At 28.1% G+C, this 17925-nt stretch carries 9 protein-coding genes and 1 pseudogene; 6 read left to right on the top strand and 4 right to left on the bottom strand.

Annotated features, from left to right (window positions below; all coding sequences use genetic code 11):
* Positions 1-9: 9 nt before the first annotated feature.
* From HNR35_RS01695 to trxB, 4 genes are all read left to right on the top strand, one after another.
* On the top strand, positions 10-6498 hold the full coding sequence (locus HNR35_RS01695) for a SpiroCoCo family coiled-coil protein (RefSeq protein WP_183223504.1): 6489 nt from the start codon (positions 10-12) through the stop codon (positions 6496-6498).
* An 11-nt stretch (positions 6499-6509) separates the two neighbouring features.
* On the top strand, positions 6510-8072 hold the full coding sequence (pheS, locus tag HNR35_RS01690; RefSeq protein WP_183223502.1) for a phenylalanine--tRNA ligase subunit alpha: 1563 nt from the start codon (positions 6510-6512) through the stop codon (positions 8070-8072).
* A complete protein-coding gene (pheT, locus tag HNR35_RS01685) occupies positions 8060-9760 on the top strand; it encodes a phenylalanine--tRNA ligase subunit beta (protein ID WP_183223500.1) in 1701 nt (566 codons plus the stop codon). The genes pheS and pheT overlap by 13 nt, the downstream gene beginning before the upstream one ends.
* Before the next feature lie 70 nt (positions 9761-9830).
* Positions 9831-10811, top strand: coding sequence for a thioredoxin-disulfide reductase (gene trxB, locus HNR35_RS01680; protein WP_183223498.1), 981 nt, complete (start codon positions 9831-9833; stop codon positions 10809-10811).
* A gap of 59 nt (positions 10812-10870) precedes the next feature.
* Here trxB and rlmB read toward each other — a convergent pair whose 3' ends face one another.
* Genes rlmB through grpE form a run of 4 tightly spaced genes read right to left on the bottom strand, consistent with a single transcriptional unit; the run spans position 10871 to position 15200 of the window.
* A complete protein-coding gene (gene rlmB / locus HNR35_RS01675; RefSeq protein WP_183223496.1) occupies positions 10871-11611 on the bottom strand; it encodes a 23S rRNA (guanosine(2251)-2'-O)-methyltransferase RlmB in 741 nt (246 codons plus the stop codon).
* A 1-nt stretch (position 11612) separates the two neighbouring features.
* The gene (gene dnaJ, locus HNR35_RS01670) at positions 11613-12707 is read right to left on the bottom strand and encodes a molecular chaperone DnaJ (RefSeq protein WP_006433970.1); all 1095 of its coding nucleotides are present in this window, start codon (positions 12705-12707) and stop codon (positions 11613-11615) included.
* The gene (gene dnaK / locus HNR35_RS01665; RefSeq protein ID WP_006433939.1) at positions 12707-14614 is read right to left on the bottom strand and encodes a molecular chaperone DnaK; all 1908 of its coding nucleotides are present in this window, start codon (positions 14612-14614) and stop codon (positions 12707-12709) included. The genes dnaJ and dnaK overlap by 1 nt, the downstream gene beginning before the upstream one ends.
* 22 nt (positions 14615-14636) lie before the next feature.
* The gene (grpE, locus tag HNR35_RS01660) at positions 14637-15200 is read right to left on the bottom strand and encodes a nucleotide exchange factor GrpE (protein WP_006434012.1); all 564 of its coding nucleotides are present in this window, start codon (positions 15198-15200) and stop codon (positions 14637-14639) included.
* A 378-nt stretch (positions 15201-15578) separates the two neighbouring features.
* Between grpE and nadE the strand changes: the two genes are divergently transcribed.
* Both nadE and HNR35_RS05935 read left to right on the top strand, forming a co-directional pair.
* Complete coding sequence (gene nadE, locus HNR35_RS01655) at positions 15579-17126, top strand: NAD(+) synthase (RefSeq protein ID WP_183223494.1); 1548 nt, start codon at positions 15579-15581, stop codon at positions 17124-17126.
* A gap of 292 nt (positions 17127-17418) precedes the next feature.
* A pseudogene (locus HNR35_RS05935) lies at positions 17419-17925 on the top strand (FIG domain-containing protein); the annotation flags it as partial.

The following is a 17925-nucleotide window of genomic DNA, read 5'->3' as shown; positions in this document are numbered from 1 at the left end:
AAATATTTTATGATAGATTTTGCGACTATTTTAGTTAACCTTTTTTTGGTTTCAATAGTTTTGTTTATTTATAGGCAATATGATAAACGTTCTAGAGCGTTAGATAAAATTAAAAAATTTATTGACCTTACAAAGGTTAATCTTGAAGATTTTATTGAAGATAAAACAAAAGAGATTAATGATCTTGCTGTTGATATGGAAGCTTATCAAAGATCTAGTATAGAAATAATAAAAAAGATTGAGGAAGTTCAGCAAAAGATTAAGAACAAAAGCAACGATTTTGCAGAGGTTGAAAAAAAGATAGCTTATCATGATTCTATGCTTAAGGATCTTGATGAAATGACCTTTAAAGTCCAAGAGAATATACAAAGATTACAAGTTGATGGAAAAATAGTAGATAAACTTTCAAAAACTTTAAAAGGATTTAATACTCAGATTGATTCGATTGAATCAAATTTGAATTCAGTGTTAGAAAAATTTGATAAGACTAATAAAGAAAATCTAGAGTCTATTAAAATTGCTAGTTGGGAAAAGTTTGATACTAATATTAAAGACCTTGTTTTTAAAATGGACAATTTAAATAAAGAGGTTAATCTTTATGAAAAAGATTTAGCAAATATTGAAGAGAGAAAAAAGGATATTTTAGTTAAGGGTAATGAAAAATTAGATTTAGAATTTAACAATTTTATTGAAAAAGTTGAATTTAATATTGGCAAATATAGCAAAGAGATAGAAAGTTCTTTTGTTTTTTATGAAAACAAATATAAGTTAATAGAGGATTCTATACAGCTTATTATGGAGAGTGTAAAGAATAAAATTAATGAGAAAGAAGATTTTATTTTAAATAGACTCAATGAGGAATTGCAAAATAAATTTAAAGATATTTTTACATATGTTGATGATCGTTCTAAGGAAATTCAAGATAATCTTGAGGATAAATTGATTTTAGTGGATGATGAAATTTCTTCTATGAGTTCTTCTTTTAAGGACAATGTTTATTCAAGAATTAATTCACTTGAGGAGTTAATACGAATAGAGATGGGAAAATATGAGGAGCAGGTTGACGATGTTTTTGACAAATTTAGATCTCAAGTTGAGTTGAATCTTAAAAATATTTATAAGGATTATGAGGATAAAATAAGTCAGGTTGATAAGAATATTAAAGAAAGAGTAGATCTTAGTTTGTTAGATTTGAATTCTAAAATGGAAAGTGTTCAAGTAGGTGCTATTGATCTTATGAAAAGGCTTGAGGATGATTCTAATGGAATATATCTTGAATTTAAAAATAAGTTTGAGTCAGATATTAAAGTATTTAGTGGAAGTTTTAAAGATGATATTAATCAGCTTAAAGTTCAATTAGAATCTCAACTTTTAGATGTTGATTCAAATATTCAAGACAAGCTTATTAAGCTTAATGATAATTTGATTTCTAATTTTGAAGAAATTGGTGGCAGATTTAATAATAATTATTCAAATTTAAGTGATAATATAAATGCCAAGTACACAGCTCTTTTTGAATCTTTGGATTCTAGTAGTTCTAAATTTGAAGATCAAATGGAATCTAAATATAAAGTCTTTACAGATAAATTGACGTCGGAAATGGATGAGTTTTCTTTAATTTATGGTGAGAAATTTAACACACTCTCTCAGGAATCGACTAATAATTATCAAGAATTTCAAGATTTAAACAAAAAGTTAGAAAATGAAATTGGATCTTTGTGTAATCTTTTAGAAGAAAACCAAGAAGTTTTAAAGCGAGATTTTAATACTAGTTTAATTAACATTAAAGATGAAATTAGTAAAAATATAGTAGAGTTTAAAGATCGTTATTACGATGAGGTAAATATTTTTGTTAGTCAGCTAGAAGAAAGTAAGCTTCAATATTCAAAGTGGCAAGGTGAAATGGACTTTAATTTAAAAAATATTGAATCTCAAATAAATAAAACAAATGAAGAATTTTTAAGTTTAATTCAGATTCAAAAAGATAAAGGAATAGAGCTTAGTGAGAGTGTTTTTAATGATCTGTCAGATCATATTCAAAAAAAAGCTATTGATATGCATGGTAGTTGGAAAGATGAGCTTATTGCTTTAAATAAATCATTGCTTGATATTAAGATTTCTAGTGAAGAGCTACTTTCATCTGCTACTTTAAAAATAGAAAATCTAGAAAGAGATGTTAATGATAGAATGGAATATGTTTTATTAAAAACGGGCGATATTGAGAGTTTAGTTATAGAAAAATATAAAGAATTAAAAGATATGTCATACTCACAAAGTGATGGGGCTATATTAGAAATTAAAGAATTTATTAATAGACAAGCAGAAATAGTTAAAGATAAAAGTGTATTTATGCTTGAGGATTTGAACAAAAAATTTGATGATAAGAATAATTTTATTATAAGTAAAATTGAAGAATGCGATTATAAATTAAAAGATTTCAAGATTGAATCAGAAGATATTTTAAATAATTTTAAATCTGATCTTAATGAATTTATTGAATCAAAACTACAAATTGTCTCTAATATAAAATCAGACAATCAAAAGCAAATTGATGATTTTTTAGATAAAATTTCTAAAGATATTTTAAATAGGAAAGATTCAATTAATAATGAAGTAGACAGCAAACTTAGTGATTGGCAAAGCAAATTAAATGAAATAACTGTTAAAATTGAGAATTTATTATCCTCAGGTAAGGTGGATTTAGATTTAATAGATTCTGAAGTAACCACAAAAATCAAAGAGCTTAAATTTTCCATAGAAAGTCTTGAGAGTTATTATCTTGAGAAAATAGATGAATTTAGAAACCAGGGTGCTATATATTCTGATGAGCTTTTACAGGATATAATGAACCATTTTAATAAAGAGACTAGAGAACTTGAGGAAAATTTGTCGAAAAAGTTTGCTGTAGTTTTAAATAATTCAGAGGAATTTGTTAAAGAGGTTGATAGTTTATTGCAGGATAAAAGAACCGATATTGCTTCTTTTCAGGCTAATATAGATATTACTCTTGATTCTCTTAGTGTAAAGTTTAATGATATAAACAAAGAAATTAATGAAAAATATAATGAGGTGATATCTAATTATAGAGGGTATTCAGAAAATATTTCTAGTAAACTTGAAAATGAAATAATGCATGAGATTGAAAATTTAAATAGAAGATTAACAGGTAGAATAGATAGTCTTAGCAAAGGTATGGATGAAAATCTTCAAAAACTTAAGGAGTCTTTTGATGTATCAAAATATCAGGTTGAAAAATTTGAATTGAAAGTTAAAGATCTAACAGATGATGGAGAGACAAAAATTAGTGAGTTTGTTAAAGAGATCGAACAGTATTATAAATCCAGATTAGAGGAAGCAATTGATTATAGGAGAACGATTGATAGTGATATTATGCAGGCAAAAGAGAGATTTGGAGAGATAACAAATGAGCTTAAAAATAATATTGAGAGTAAGTCTGATTTTTTAAACGATCTTTACAAGGAAAGATTTAAACTTATTGAGAGTAATTTTGAAGAGAGATATTCTACATTTTTAATTGAAAGTGAGGGGGCTATTTCAAAAATTAGAGATGAGATTTATAAAACACTTACAATAAATGATGAAAATTTGCAGATTAAGATTGCTGAAATGGATCATAATTTTGAGATAATAGAACAAAGATCAAAAGATATTTTAGAGTTTGAAAAAGAATTGCGGGATAAAATTAAAGATTGTTACGGTGTTATAAATTCTCAATTCGGAGAGATTACAGTAAGTGTTGAAGAGAATATAAAAAATCATTTTGAAGTTTGTATAAAAAAGGCAAATACCTTGATTGATAATGACATTGTAAAGTATGAAAATGAAATTCATAAGAGAATTGAATCTTTAAAATCAATTGAAAATACTTTTGATAGCATAGAGAAAAATTTAAATGACAAAGTGAATAGATGTATTGATAAAATAGATAATGATTTTAATCTTAAGTATATTGAACTTGAAGAAAGGTGTAATGAAGGGCAATTGAGTTTGGAGAGTAAAATTGATAACAAAATTAAAGCTATTGATAATTTAGCTTTAAGTCAATATGGTGAGCTTGAGAAAAAGTATACTAATATGTACGATGAGTTTTTAGAGAGATTAAATTCTTATATTACGACTTTAAGTGAAGATTTTAAGCATTCAAATAAAGAAATGATTTTTGAACTTGAATCTCAACTAAAAAATCTTAAAAATCTTGAATCTGATTTAAATAATGTTGAAAAGGATGTTATTAGATTAAAAGAAGAGTCTTATCATAATGTTTCATCACATCTTAAACTATTAGAAGAAGATTTTTTTAAAGATTTGAAAATTAGAGGTGAAGAGCTTAAATATTCTTTGGAAAACTTTGTTGCTTCATATAATGATAAAATCCAAAATTTAGAATATGATTTGTCTAAAAATTTGGAAAACAAAACAGAACTTATTCAAAGTTTTCGCTTAGATATTGAACAAAAAATGAAAAATGATAAAGAAAATTTTTATTTAGATTTTACTAAAGAATTTTCTTCTAAAAAAAAGGATATGGAGAGTGAGATAGCTTTAATGGAAACCAATATTACTGGAAGAGTGGATGAATTTATTGATTTTGTAAATAATAGGCAAAATATTATTGATTCTTGGTTTTTAAATATTAAAGATGATGTAAAAAATTGGCAAGAAAAATCTTATAGTACAATAGAAAATAGAATAAATCTTGCTGAACTTGGAATTAAATCATTTGAGAATGATATTCTTAATGTTAAGATTGGTTTAGAATCTTTTAAAGATGATTTTGAAGTTAAGGCTGAAGAGATTTTTGGCAATTTGCAAAGCGAGGCTAAAAAATTTGAACAATCAGTTCATCTTGATTTTAAAAATATTGGTGAATCATTAAATCTTAAAGTTTTAGATCTTGAAAAAATTGTTGATTTTAAAGTAGAAAAGATAGACGAAAAGGTTAATAAGAAAACCGAGGACATCTTAATTCAGGCGGAAATGAAATTTTTAACTCAGCAAAAGGATCTTGAAGATAAAATTTTTGAGTTTAATCAAAAATTGGATCAAGAATTTACAGTTTTATCTTCTAATCTTGATAAAGTAAGACGGGAAATGGTTGATGTAATTTCTAGTGATAAAGAAAGCTTTGAAGGGCAAATTGAATTAATGCATAAAAATATTTCAGAATTTTCTGAAAAAATTAGTTTATACAGGAATAATATTGAGACATCAATTGAGAATGAATATAATTCGTTTTCTAAATCTATAAAATCAGAGTTTGGATTACTTGAGGATGAGCTTAAAAAAAGCTTAAAACATTCAAAGTTGGAGATTGAGACTGTAAAGAATGACTTACAAGAACAGATTGATAAATTTGAGGTTGAATTCAAAAAAAATCATAAAGAATTATTAAAAGAAGTTGATACTAATGTTTTAGAACTTGAATCTAAAATATTAAATTGTGATATTACATTTAATAAATTTATTAGTGAGATTAAAGACAATTTGGTTGAATATAAATCTGATTTGAGAAAAGAGTTTGAAGATAGTTATGATAAATTAAATTTTCAAATTGAAAATTTTAAAAAACTAGATGCTGAGCTTGAAAAAAATAATTCAATATTTTTGGAAGCTTATTCTCTTAAGGACAAGTTAGAAAATTTATGGAGAACTTTAAAAAATGAGATAGATCTTGCTCAGGAATATAAAAATAATTTTGAAAACGTTAACAAAGAATTCTATAATATTCAAAAAGAAACATTAGGTGTTATTCAAACCTTTAATGAGTTAAAGTTAGAACAGGAATCTATTAAATCTATTAAGAATGATTTTAATAGATTTTTTGAATTTTATTCTTCGTTTGATAGTAGATATAAGAGTTTGGTTGAATCTTATGATGAAATACAAATTTATAAAGCTAAAATAAAAGAGATATCTGTTGAGCAGAGAACCATTCTTGATAATTATGAAAGAATTAGCAACAAAGAGAGTATATTAAAGAGTACTATAGAGTCCGTTGATAAAAACTTTGATTTAATAAATGAAGTGGAGAAAAGATTTAATACTTTGAGTAAAGAGAGCACTAAGTTTCAGAACAATCTCAAAGACATGGAAAATGTTGTTTCAAATCTTTTATTAAACAAAGGGTTGTCTGAAGAAGTGTTGATTAATGCTCAGAATTTAAAGGAAATGCTTTTAGATATTGAAAATAGATTGAAAAACACTTTAGCTATGAGAGAGAAGGTGGTGAAATCTGAGACAAGGTTGGAGAATTTAAATATTGCAGCAGAAGAGAGAATAAAAACTCTTGGCATTCTTGTCAAAACAGATTCTAAATATCAAGATAATGTTGGTCTTAATAATGAAACTGTTAGGAATTCTGTAATAAAATTAATGAGGCAAGGATGGAGTGCTGAAGAAATTTCTAGAGCTACTAAATTATCTATTGGAGAAGTTGAGCTTATTTTAGAGCTTGGTATAAGCAATAAGGGTGATTAAAGGTTATATTTATGAAGGCAGATTTAAATTTAATAAAAACATTACATCCTCTTGAGATTAAAGTTATTTTAAATAATAAAGAAGAAGATGATATTTCTGCTTCAATTATTATTGAAAAATTGGGGTTTAATGAAGGTCAGGCAAATAAAACAATTGAGTGGTTAAATTCTAAAAGGATTATTAAAGAGACTTATAGGAAATTAAATGTATTTTATAAAGCAACAGAAAGAGGCCTTAGTGTTTTAAAAGATGGGTTTATTGAGGATAAAATAATAAATCTAGTATCTCGAAAGGCAGTGTTGGCTTCAAATCTAGCTTTAGAGCTTGATCTTGATGTTAAAGAAGTTAGAAAAGCGTTTGGCAATTTATTAAAAGAGGGCATTCTTTCTATTGATTTAAATAAACAGATTATTATAAATTATTCAGATGGCATAGAGGCTAATTATCAAAAAATACGTATCTTGTTAGAAAGAGCAAAAAGTAGTGATCTTCTTAGAGAAAGTTTGGCAGCTGAAGAGCTTTTATTAATATCAAATTTTGCCAAGAAAAAAGGGGCAGATTCTGTATTTTTTAAAATAATAGAAAAGCTTGATTTAAAGTTTAAATTATCTGATTTTGGCCTAGAAGTAAAAAATTTTTTGATGAAAATCAAATTGACAGGAGATGAGCTTACTAAGCTTACTCCCGAAATTTTAAAAAATAAAACGTATGAGAATAAAAAATTTAGAGCTTATAATATTCATATTCCATCAGCTAAAACTTTTATTGGGCGCTTTAATTCTTATTTAGATTATATTTCTAAAATTAAAGACAAATTAGTGGGTCTTGGTTTTGAAGAGTTTGATGGGCCTTTAGTAGAAACAGAATTTTTCAACAATGATGCTCTTTTTATGCCTCAATTTCATCCTTCTCGCGATATTAAGGATGTTTATTACATTTCAGATCCCAGCATACAAAAATCTTTACCCGAACCTTACTTTTCTAATGTAAAATTAGCTCATGAAGCAGGATATGCAACAGGTTCAAGAGGTTGGAGATATAGTTTTAGTGAAGATCTTTCTAAGAGGTTAGTTTTAAGAACACAAGGCACTGTTCTTTCTGCAAAACAATTGATTAATGCTAAAAACCCAAGCAGATATTTTGGAGTTCTTAGATGTTTTAGATATGATCAAGTAGATGCAACTCACGGAGTCGATTTTTATCAAACTGAGGGGATTGTTATTGAGGATAATGTTAATATTAAAACTTTGTTGGGCCTTCTTGAAATTTTTGCCAAAGAGTTTGCAGGTGCTTCGGAAGTTAAATATGTTCCCTCATATTTTCCCTTTACTGAACCTTCGATTGAAATACATGTAAAACATCCTGTTCTTGGTTGGTTTGAACTTGGAGGAAGTGGAATTTTTAGGCCAGAAGTTACAAAGCCTTTGGGCATTGATCTTCCTGTTATTGCTTGGGGAATTGGAATAGATAGAATGGCTTTAATGCACTTGGGTCTAAATGATTTAAGAGATCTTTTTACTTATGATATTGGTGATGTTATTCTAAGGCGAGGAAATATAAGATGCCAAAGGTAGAAATTTACAAAAATCTTTTTTTAGATAAAGTAGGAAAAAATTTTACAAATTTAGAGATTTCAGAATTACTCGAACCATTTAAAGCGGAATTTGATGGGTTTGATGAAAATTCGGGAAAAATCAAAATAGAATTTAATGATACAAATAGACCAGATTTGTGGTCCTATACTGGACTTGCTCGTCAAATAAAAACGTATTTTTTTGGAGAAATGCCTTATTATGATTTTTTTTCAAAAAAAGGAGATTTTAAAAAGTGCTATGGTGAAATTTTAGTAGATAATAAAATGTCTAAAATCAGACCGTTTATTTTTGGATTTTTAGCAAAGGGATTGATTATTAATGATAGAATGCTTGAGGCATTAATTCAATTTCAAGAAAAACTTTGTCAAAGTTATGGACAAAAGAGAAGAAGAGTTGCAATGGGGATGTATAATTCTAATTTTATTAAATTTCCAATAACTTATGTTGCTTCATCTCCTAATCATAAGTTTGTTCCTTTAGGAATGGATTGTGAGCTTTCGCTTTTAGAAATAAATGAAAAGCATCCCAAAGGATTAGAATATTCCCATATTATCAAAAATTTTGATAAATATCCATTATTATTGGATAATAATAATAATGTAGTCTCTTATCCTCCAATAATTAATTCTAATAATATTGGATCTTTAAAGGTTGGTGATACAGATTTATTTGTTGAGGTTACGGGTATCGATTTTGAAGCAACTTTGTTAGCGCTATCTGTAGTAGCATGTGATTTTTATGATATGGGTTTTGAAATTTTACCTGTAAAAACTGTATTTAGAAAGCCTTTTGGTTTAGATTTTGAAGAATTAGTATGTCCTTATTATTTTCAAGAAGAAGTAGAGTTTAATGTTAGAAATGTTAATAGGCTACTTGGAAATAATTTAACATTAGAACGTATTTGTCTTAGTTTAAAAAAAATGGGTGTAAACTCTTATTCTAGAGATTTAAAAAATTATATTATCCCACCTTTTTATAGAAACGACTTTCTTCATGAGGTTGATGTAATTGAAGATATAATGATAGGAGAAGGTCTTGCAAGTTTTTATCCAGAGCTTCCCAAGGCTTTTTCAGTGGGAAGGCTTAGTGCTATAGAAGAGTTGTCAAGAGATATTAGAAATTTAATGGTAGGTATGGGATTTCAAGAAATGATTTATAATTATATGGGTTCTAAGAAAGATTTTATTGATAGAATGAATATTGATGATCAAAATTTTTTAAAAGTATCTAATCCAATGACAGAGAATTATGAATATATTAGGGCATCAATAATTCCTAATTTATTAAAATCAGAAAGTGTTAGTTCTAATTTTCCTTATCCACATAAAATTTTTGAGGTTGGAAAGGTAGCTTTAAAGAATTTGGATACTATTGAAGGAACAAGCACTTTTACCAATTTAGCTTTTTTAATGGCTGGCAAAGAAATTTCTTTTAATGAGATTAATTCAATTGTTGCAACGCTTTTTTATTATTTAAATATTGAGATTAATTTAAGAGAATCACAAGCTGCTTTTTATATTAATGGTAGGGGAGCGGATATTTTGCTTGAAGGTCTTAATATAGGTAATTTTGGTGAAATTTCGCCTTATGTTTTAAATAATTTTGGTATTTTTATTCCATGCTCTGTTTTTGAGGTTAATATCAATAAACTTATGGGTCGATCTTAAGTATTTAATATGAATTTTATCAATACTAAGATTTACATTAAAATTTTTAAGAGAGGCTTGAAATTTAGATATGTTAGAATTTGAAACCATTGATATAAAGCTGACCAAAAAGGAAAATTTCTTTCAAAAAGAGGTAGAATTTCTTGAAGATGTAATAATTGTAGGATCTGGTCCGGCTGGATTAACAGCTGGAATTTATTCTGTTATGAGTAATTATAAAGCTGCTATTTTAGAAGGCCCTGAACCTGGAGGACAGCTTACTACAACCACAGAGGTTTACAATTATCCTGGTTTTAAAAATGGAATAAGTGGTAGAGATTTGATGTTAAATATGAAAGAGCAAGCAGTAAATCTTGGAGCTAAAACTTTTCCCGAAACTGTTTTTTCTATAAAAAAAAGGAATAGTATTTTTTACCTTTATACAGAAAATTATATTTATAAAAGTAAAGCTGTGATTGTTGCTGTGGGATCAAAACCCAAAAAACTTGAAACTCTTAAAAATTCGGATTTATTTTGGAATAAGGGTATTTCGGTTTGCGCTATTTGTGATGGACATCTTTATAAAGGGAAAAAGGTTGCAGTAATTGGTGGAGGAAATACTGCCCTTTCAGAAGCAATTTATTTAAGCAAATTAGCGGATAAGGTTTATATTATTGTAAGAAAAGATTACCTTAGAGCTATTGCTATGTTAAGAGATAGTGTTACAAAGTTGCCGAATATTGAAATTTTGTATAATTCAGAGGCCACAGAAGTAGATGGAAAATCTTTTATTTCTTCGGTTAAGATTTTTAATAAAAAAGATAATGGTTTTTATAAATTAGAAGTGAATGCTGTATTTATGGCTGTTGGTTATAAGCCGAATACAGAATTTTTAAAGGGATTTTTAGATTTGGATGAAGAGGGGTTTATTATAACTAAAGATGTTGTTAAAACAAGTGTTGATGGTGTTTTTTCGTGTGGAGATGTTAGTAATAAACTTTACGCTCAAGCCATTACCGCTGCTGCTGAGGGATTTATTGCATCTGTTGAGTTGGGAAATTTTTTAAAATAGTTCTTTTTACGATATTGTTTGTTTTGAAATGAAGTTTCAATTTAATTTAATTTAATGTTTTAGAGTAGATTTAATTGCCTTTTGATTTCAAAGATTAAAATGCCCGTGGACACAGAAACATTAAGTGAATCTATTTTGCCGCTAGTTGGGATTCTTATTAAAAAATCGGAATTTTGTTTTATTAGCTTGTGCACACCTTTTCCCTCATTTCCTAAAATAAGTGCAATTTTTTTGTCGTTTATTTTGATTTTGTTTATATCTTGTCCTTTAATATCACCAGTGTATATCCAAAAGCCATGTTTTTTTAAAAAAATTATTGTGTTATTTATGTTTGCCACTGTTATTTTTTTTACATATTGACTTGCACCAGAGCTAGTGCGCAAAACCGTTGAATTGTCTTTTGCGCTACGTTTTTGGGTAGTAATTACAAGATCTATACTAAACTGTTCTGCTGTTCTAAGGATTGCTCCCAAATTTTGGGGGTCTTCTATTTCGTCTAGAAGTAAAATGAAAGCATTTTCTTTTTTTTTAAATGTTTCTAGTAGGTTTTCAAAATCTTTGGTTTGTGTTTTTACATTTTTATTTTTTTCAAGTTTTAATTTTAATGCAAAGCCCCTGTGGCCTTTGGTTTTTAGAATTTTGTCAAGCTCATTTATACTTATTCTTAGTATTTTTATATTTTGTGTTTTAGCCAGCTTTTCAATTTCTTTAGTTTTTGAACTTTTTTTTGATATATAAAGTTCAAATCCTTTATTATTTTTTATGCTTTCAATTATTGAATTGGCATGGGTTATATACATATTATACTTTGAGTAAATCTATTTCATCAGCATCTTTTAATTCTTTGCTCAAGTTTTCAAAAAGTTTGATGGCATTAGAATTTAAATTTTTAGGTGTTTTTATTTTAGTGATTAATATTAGGTTTCCAAACTTTTCGGTTTGAAGAATTGGCATTCCTGAGTTTTTAATTAAAATTTGTTCTTCATTTTCTATTCCTTTTGGAATTTGTATTTTAATCTCTTTTGAAGCGATTGTTTTTATTCTTACTTCTTTTCCAAGGGCTGCTTGAGTAAAGCTTATTGGAAGCATTGCGTAGAGATCTTTACCATTTCTTTTAAATATTTTATGAGATCTTATTAATATTTTTACATAAAGATCACCATATTCTTGGTTGTCTGGATTAACATTTCCTTTACCTTTCATTTTTATTTGTTGGTTGTTATCAATGCCTGAAGGGATGTTTAGTTGAATAGTTTCTTGTTTTGTAATGCTTCCTTTTCCTTTACAAGATTTACAAGGGTTTGATATTATTTTACCTTCACCGTAGCATTTAGAACATGTTGTTGTAACCCTGAAAAATCCTCCGCCTTGAACTACTCTGCCACTACCGTTACACATGTTACATATCGAAGGACTTGTACCTTTTTCGGATTTTTTTCCCAAACAAGAATGACAGAGTATTTGTCTTGTTATGTTTATATTATTTTTGTAACCAAAGTATGCATTTTCAAGAGATATTTCTATGTTATATCCTACGTCTTCACCTTTTGCGTGTTTTCTGTTTTTTTCTTGTCCTTTGTTTCCGGTGAAAAATGAATCAAAAATATCACCAAAGTCTTCAAAGATGTCTGAAAATCCGCTAAATCCACCCGAGAATCCTTCAAATCCTCCTCCTTCGAAAGCGGAGTGTCCAAATCTATCGTATTTGGCTTTTTTATTGTCATCTATTAAAACTTCGTAAGCTTGAGTAGCTTCTTTAAAGATAGAAGCGGCCTCTTCGTTTCCTTGATTTCTATCAGGGTGATATTTAATTGCTATTTTTCTATAAGCTTTTTTTATTTCATCTTTTGAGGCTCCTTTTGAGAGCCCCAAAATTTCATAATAATCTTTTTTCACTATTTTTTATCCTCGTCAACAACTTCGTAATCGGCTTCTTTGCCTTCTTCGCTTGTATTGCTTTGGGTACCATTTTCTTTTTGGTTGCTTGCATTTTGCTGGGAAGAATCTTTGTACATCATTTCAGCTATTTTGTAAGAAGCTTTTTGAAGTTCTTCTGTTCTAGATTTTATAAGTGAAATATCTTCTTTTTCAAGACTTTCTTTTAATTCTTTTATTTTATTTTCAATAGCTTCTTTATCTTCGCTTGAAATTTTTTCAGAATATTCTTTTAATGATTTTTCTGTTTGATAAATTAAAGAATTAGCTGTATTTTTTGTTTCAATGTTTTCTTTTAATTTTTTATCTTCTTCCGCATGAGCTTCTGCATCTTTTACCATGCGATCTATTTCTGATTCAGAGAGTCCTGATGATGATTCAATTCTAATTTTTTGTTCTTTTCCTGTTCCCATATCTTTTGCAGACACATGAACTATTCCATTAGCGTCAATGTCAAAGCTAACTTCAATTTGAGGTACCCCTCTTGGTGCTGCTGGTATTCCATCAAGTATGAAATTACCAAGTATTCTATTTTGTGCTGCCATTTCACGTTCACCTTGAAGGACTTTAATATCAACAGAAGTTTGATTGTCAGCAGCTGTTGAGAATACTTGACTTTTTTTTGTAGGAATTGTAGTGTTTCGCTCAATAAGTTTAGTCATTACACCACCTAGCGTTTCTATTCCTAGTGAGAGTGGAGTAACGTCAAGGAGTACCATATCTTTAGTTTCTCCGGTTAAAATACCACCCTGAATAGCAGCTCCAATTGCTACAGCTTCATCTGGATTTACTCCTTTGTTGGGATCTTGTCCAAATATATCTTTTACAATTTTTTGAATAGCAGGAATTCTTGTTGATCCGCCTACAAGTATTACTTCATTAATATCAGAAGCTTTAAGCCCAGCATCTTTAATAGCTTTAAGGCATGGTTCTTTTGTTTTTTGAACCAAATGGTCTACCATTTGTTCGAATTTTGCTCTTGTTAGGGTATGTTGCAAGTGTTTTGGACCGTTTGCATCTGCTGTAATAAATGGAAGATTTATTGAGGCTTCTTGAGCGCCTGAAAGTTCTATTTTAGCTTTTTCAGCGGCCTCTTTTAGTCTTTGAAGAGCCATTTTGTCGTTTGATAAATCAATAGCGCTTTCTTTTTTGAATTCTGAAATTAAATGCTTTATTATCTCATCATCAAAATTGTCACCCCCAAGATGCGTGTCTCCATTGGTTGACTTTACTTCAAAAACACCATCTCCAAGCTCCAATATTGAAATGTCAAATGTTCCCCCACCAAGATCGTAAACAGCAACAATCTCTTCGTGTTTTTTTTCAATTCCATAAGCAAGGGCAGCGGCAGTTGGTTCGTTAACAATTCTTTTAACTTCAAGGCCTGCTATTTTGCCGGCATCTTTTGTAGCTTGTCTTTGAGCATCGTTAAAGTAAGCAGGAACTGTAATGACAGCTTCTGTAACTTTTTCACCCAAGTAAGCTTCTGCTGTTTCTTTCATTTTTGTAAGAGTTGCTGCTGAGATTTCAGGCGGCGACATTTGCTTTTTTATATTAGAAATGTTTACTCGTGCATCGCCATTTAGTCCTTTTTCTATTTTATAAGGAACCATTTTTATTTCGCTTGCAACTTCTTCAAATCTTCTTCCCATAAATCTTTTAATAGAATAAATTGTGTTTTCGGGATTTGTAACCATTTGGTTTTTTGCGACTTGTCCCACAAGCCTTTCGCCTTTATTTGTGTAGGCAACAATAGATGGAGTAGTTCTTCCTCCCTCTGAATTTTGTATTACAACTGGTTTTCCATGCTCCATTATAGCTACGCATGAGTTTGTTGTTCCTAGGTCAATACCTATTATTTTGCCCATATTATAACCTCCTATTTTCTAATTAATTTTTACTTTGAGCAACTTTAACTTTTGCTGTTCTTAATATTCTGTCGTTGTAGCAATATCCTTTTTGATATACTTCTACTATTTCTGGATTTTTAAGATCTTCTTTTTCTTCAATACTTATTGCTTCATGACGACTTGGATCAAAATTTTCGCCATTTTCTCCAAATTTTTTTAAATTATATTTTTTATCAAAGATTGATAGTATTTCATTTTCAATCATACTAATACCTGTTAATAGGTTGTCAAAATCTTTAGATTTTTTTGAAGAGTTGATGGCTCTCTCTAGGTTGTCAAGAAAATTGACAACATCTTTCATTATGGTTTCATTTGCAAATTTAACAAAATTGTCTTTTTCTTTTTCTAATCTTTTTCTGAAGTTTTCAAATTCTGCTTGTTTTCTTAAATACAAATCTTTGAGATTGGAGATTTCATTTTCAAGTTCGGTAATTTTTTTATCATAATTTGCCGAAGTTAAGTTTTCTTTTTTTTGAGATTTTGTATTTTTGTTATCTTGCTTGTTGATTTTTTCAGGTTCGGTTTTAGTTTCTTTTTTTTCCATTTTTCCTCCTTTGATAAAGCATTTTATCTTTAAAAAAAATATTTTACAAATTTTTTTCTTTCTTGAAATTTATTAAAATTGATTCATTTTGAGCATTTGCAAGATATATATTTTTCTTAAGCTGTCAGCAATAGTGTTGTATTGATACATATTATTATTTAGCAAAATGTTGGTGTGTATTTTTTTGTCAAAATAAAAAAATTTTATTTTTTTTATTTATCATAATATTTTCAATATCATTTTTTGATTTTGTTTGTTTTAGTGGGTCTAAGATGCCCTTAATTTTAGGGTATTATTAAAATATGGATGAGTATTGGTTGCAAAGCTGTTAAATTTTTTTTTGTTGTAATTTGGTGTATTATTAATTATTATTTATCTATGAAAATAAGCATTGCTCAAACAAAATATAGAGTTTTAGATTTTGACAAATGCGTTGATGATTTTAAAATTAATTATAATGAAGCCTTGCTAAGGGGATCAGATGTTTTAGTTTTCCCTTTCATGTTTTTAGGCTATACCAGGTGTGGTGAGTTGTTTGGGTATTCTAAATATTCTCAAAATATATGTAAGTGCATTGACTTTATGAGAGAACGGGTTAATGATAGCACTTTAATTGTTTTTGGGTACAGTGTTTATAAGGATGGTAAATTTGTAGATATTATTTCTGTCATCAGCAATCATGAAGTTATTTTAACTGTAACACAATGCAATTCACCCGAGTTTTTTACTTATAAGGACAATGTATTTGCTGTATTAAATTTTGAGGATGATTTGTTGTTTAAAGAATCAAGTCCCAAATTTGGTGAGAATTTAAAGAAGGCACGGTATTTAATAATACCATCCAAATCTTATTTCACTAAGGAAAAGAATAATCTTAGGTTAAAACTCTTTGAAAGAGTTGCTATTGAGAATGAGCTTGATGTTATTTATTCAAATTTTTATGGAGTTGAAGATTCTGCAGTTTATGATGGGCATAGTTTTTTTATTAATAGTTCTGGTAAGCTAAAACAAGCTAAAGGATTTGAATTTGATTTCATATCTAATGACGCATTTCAAGATTTAAAATTTGATACATGTAATGAACTTTTTGAAAAAATTATTTTAGCAATATCTCTTGTATTAAGAGAATATGTTGGTTTTTTGGGATTTTCTAAAGTGCATTTAGGGGTATCTGGGGGCATTGATTCTGCTCTTGTTGCGTGTCTTGCATGTTTTGCTTTGGGAGCTGAGAATGTTGTTGGAATTTCTATGCCTAGTAAATTTTCATCAGAAGGTTCTATTTCTGATGCTAAAGAGCTTTCTAGAAAATTAGGGTTTAAATTAATTGAAATGCCAATAAAAGACTTGTTTGAGGTGAGTAGCAGGTCTTTTGAAAATCATTTTGATGTTAAAGGTGTTACTGGGGAAAATTTACAAGCTCGGTTAAGGGGACTTTTGTTAATGTCTTATAGTAATTCTCAAAATTCTTTACTTTTAAATACTGGCAATAAAAGCGAGATTGCAGTTGGTTATTGCACCCTTTATGGGGATACTTGTGGGGGGCTTGCTTTGATTGGAGATCTTTTTAAGACAGAAGTTTATGATCTTGCAAAATATATTAATGCAAAGTTCGATCAATGTATTATTCCTGTTAATATTATTTTAAAGGAGCCTTCGGCTGAGTTAAGGTTTGACCAAAAAGATAGTGATTCTCTTCCAAAATATGAAGTTCTTGATATTATTTTAAATAGATATTTAATTGACAATGAATCTATAGATTCAATTTATCTTCATTTTGAAAAAGGTATAGTTGATAAAGTTTTAAATCTTTATTTTAAAAATGAATACAAAAGAAGACAAGGAGCTCCTATAGTTAAAGTTTCTAAAAAAACTTTTGGTTTTGAACTCTCAATTCCTATTTTAAATAATATGGTTAATATGGTTTAAAATTGCGCGTAGGGCTTAGTTTTTTAAATTATTTTTTTTAAAATTTTGTTGATAATGTTTTTATGGGGAAAATTAGAGATTTAATGTTATTTAATATGTTTGAGAATAAAAAAAAATACAATTCAAAAAGTAATAAAATTTAAATTCTAAAATGTATGTTATTTATATTAAAAAATTAGAGAGTATTTAATTTTTAAAAGATATATTATTAATATTTCAAATATTTTTGGATTTCTTGAAAGGACCTTTAAAATATTTTGATTGAGTTTTTAAAAGTGTCAAAATTATTTAAGGAGCTATTTCTCTTCCTTTAAGCGGTGAGTTTTTTATATTACTTATAAAGATAGGTATTTTATGCTAAAAAAGCATTGGTAGCTATTCTTGAGAAAGGATTTTAATACGGGTGTTTTTGCCAATTCTGAACCCCATAATATCCAAAGTTTGTTTGCAGTTTCAAAGTCTATTGTAAGGTCATTTAATTTTAATTTTTCTTTGCACATTCATATTAATGGCTTTAGTGTCTATTCTTTTGCCAAACTTTTATAGGTTCTTATAAGGTCTATTTTTCTTTTGTAGGACTTTGGGATATTGCAGCGTGTTTAACTATTAGGAATAAATTGGGTATGGTTGGTGAATTTTATTGTGGCAATAAATGACATTAGATATATTAGATTCAATGTACATTTTAGAGCCCAATAATCATAAAAGATGATTCTTGAAAGATTTTTTTATTTATTCTAATAATAAATCAACAATAGACATTGTAAGAAAAGTAGCTAATAAAAAAATTAATAAGTAA

The organism is Borreliella spielmanii (genome assembly GCF_014201705.1).
GTDB lineage: Bacteria > Spirochaetota > Spirochaetia > Borreliales > Borreliaceae > Borreliella > Borreliella spielmanii.
Note: the sequence above shows the minus strand (reverse complement) of the source record. Positions and strands in the feature narration are given on the sequence as shown.

Excerpts from the sequence above, each read along its gene's own strand:
- HNR35_RS01695 (WP_183223504.1), top strand. The coding sequence starts at position 10 with ATGATAGATTTTGCGACTATTTTAGTTAACCTTTTTTTGGTTTCAATA.
- pheS (WP_183223502.1), top strand. The coding sequence starts at position 6,510 with ATGAAGGCAGATTTAAATTTAATAAAAACATTACATCCTCTTGAGATT.
- pheT (WP_183223500.1), top strand. The coding sequence starts at position 8,060 with ATGCCAAAGGTAGAAATTTACAAAAATCTTTTTTTAGATAAAGTAGGA.
- trxB (WP_183223498.1), top strand. The coding sequence starts at position 9,831 with ATGTTAGAATTTGAAACCATTGATATAAAGCTGACCAAAAAGGAAAAT.
- rlmB (WP_183223496.1), bottom strand. The coding sequence starts at position 11,611 with ATGTATATAACCCATGCCAATTCAATAATTGAAAGCATAAAAAATAAT.
- dnaK (WP_006433939.1), bottom strand. The coding sequence starts at position 14,614 with ATGGGCAAAATAATAGGTATTGACCTAGGAACAACAAACTCATGCGTA.
- grpE (WP_006434012.1), bottom strand. The coding sequence starts at position 15,200 with ATGGAAAAAAAAGAAACTAAAACCGAACCTGAAAAAATCAACAAGCAA.
- nadE (WP_183223494.1), top strand. The coding sequence starts at position 15,579 with ATGAAAATAAGCATTGCTCAAACAAAATATAGAGTTTTAGATTTTGAC.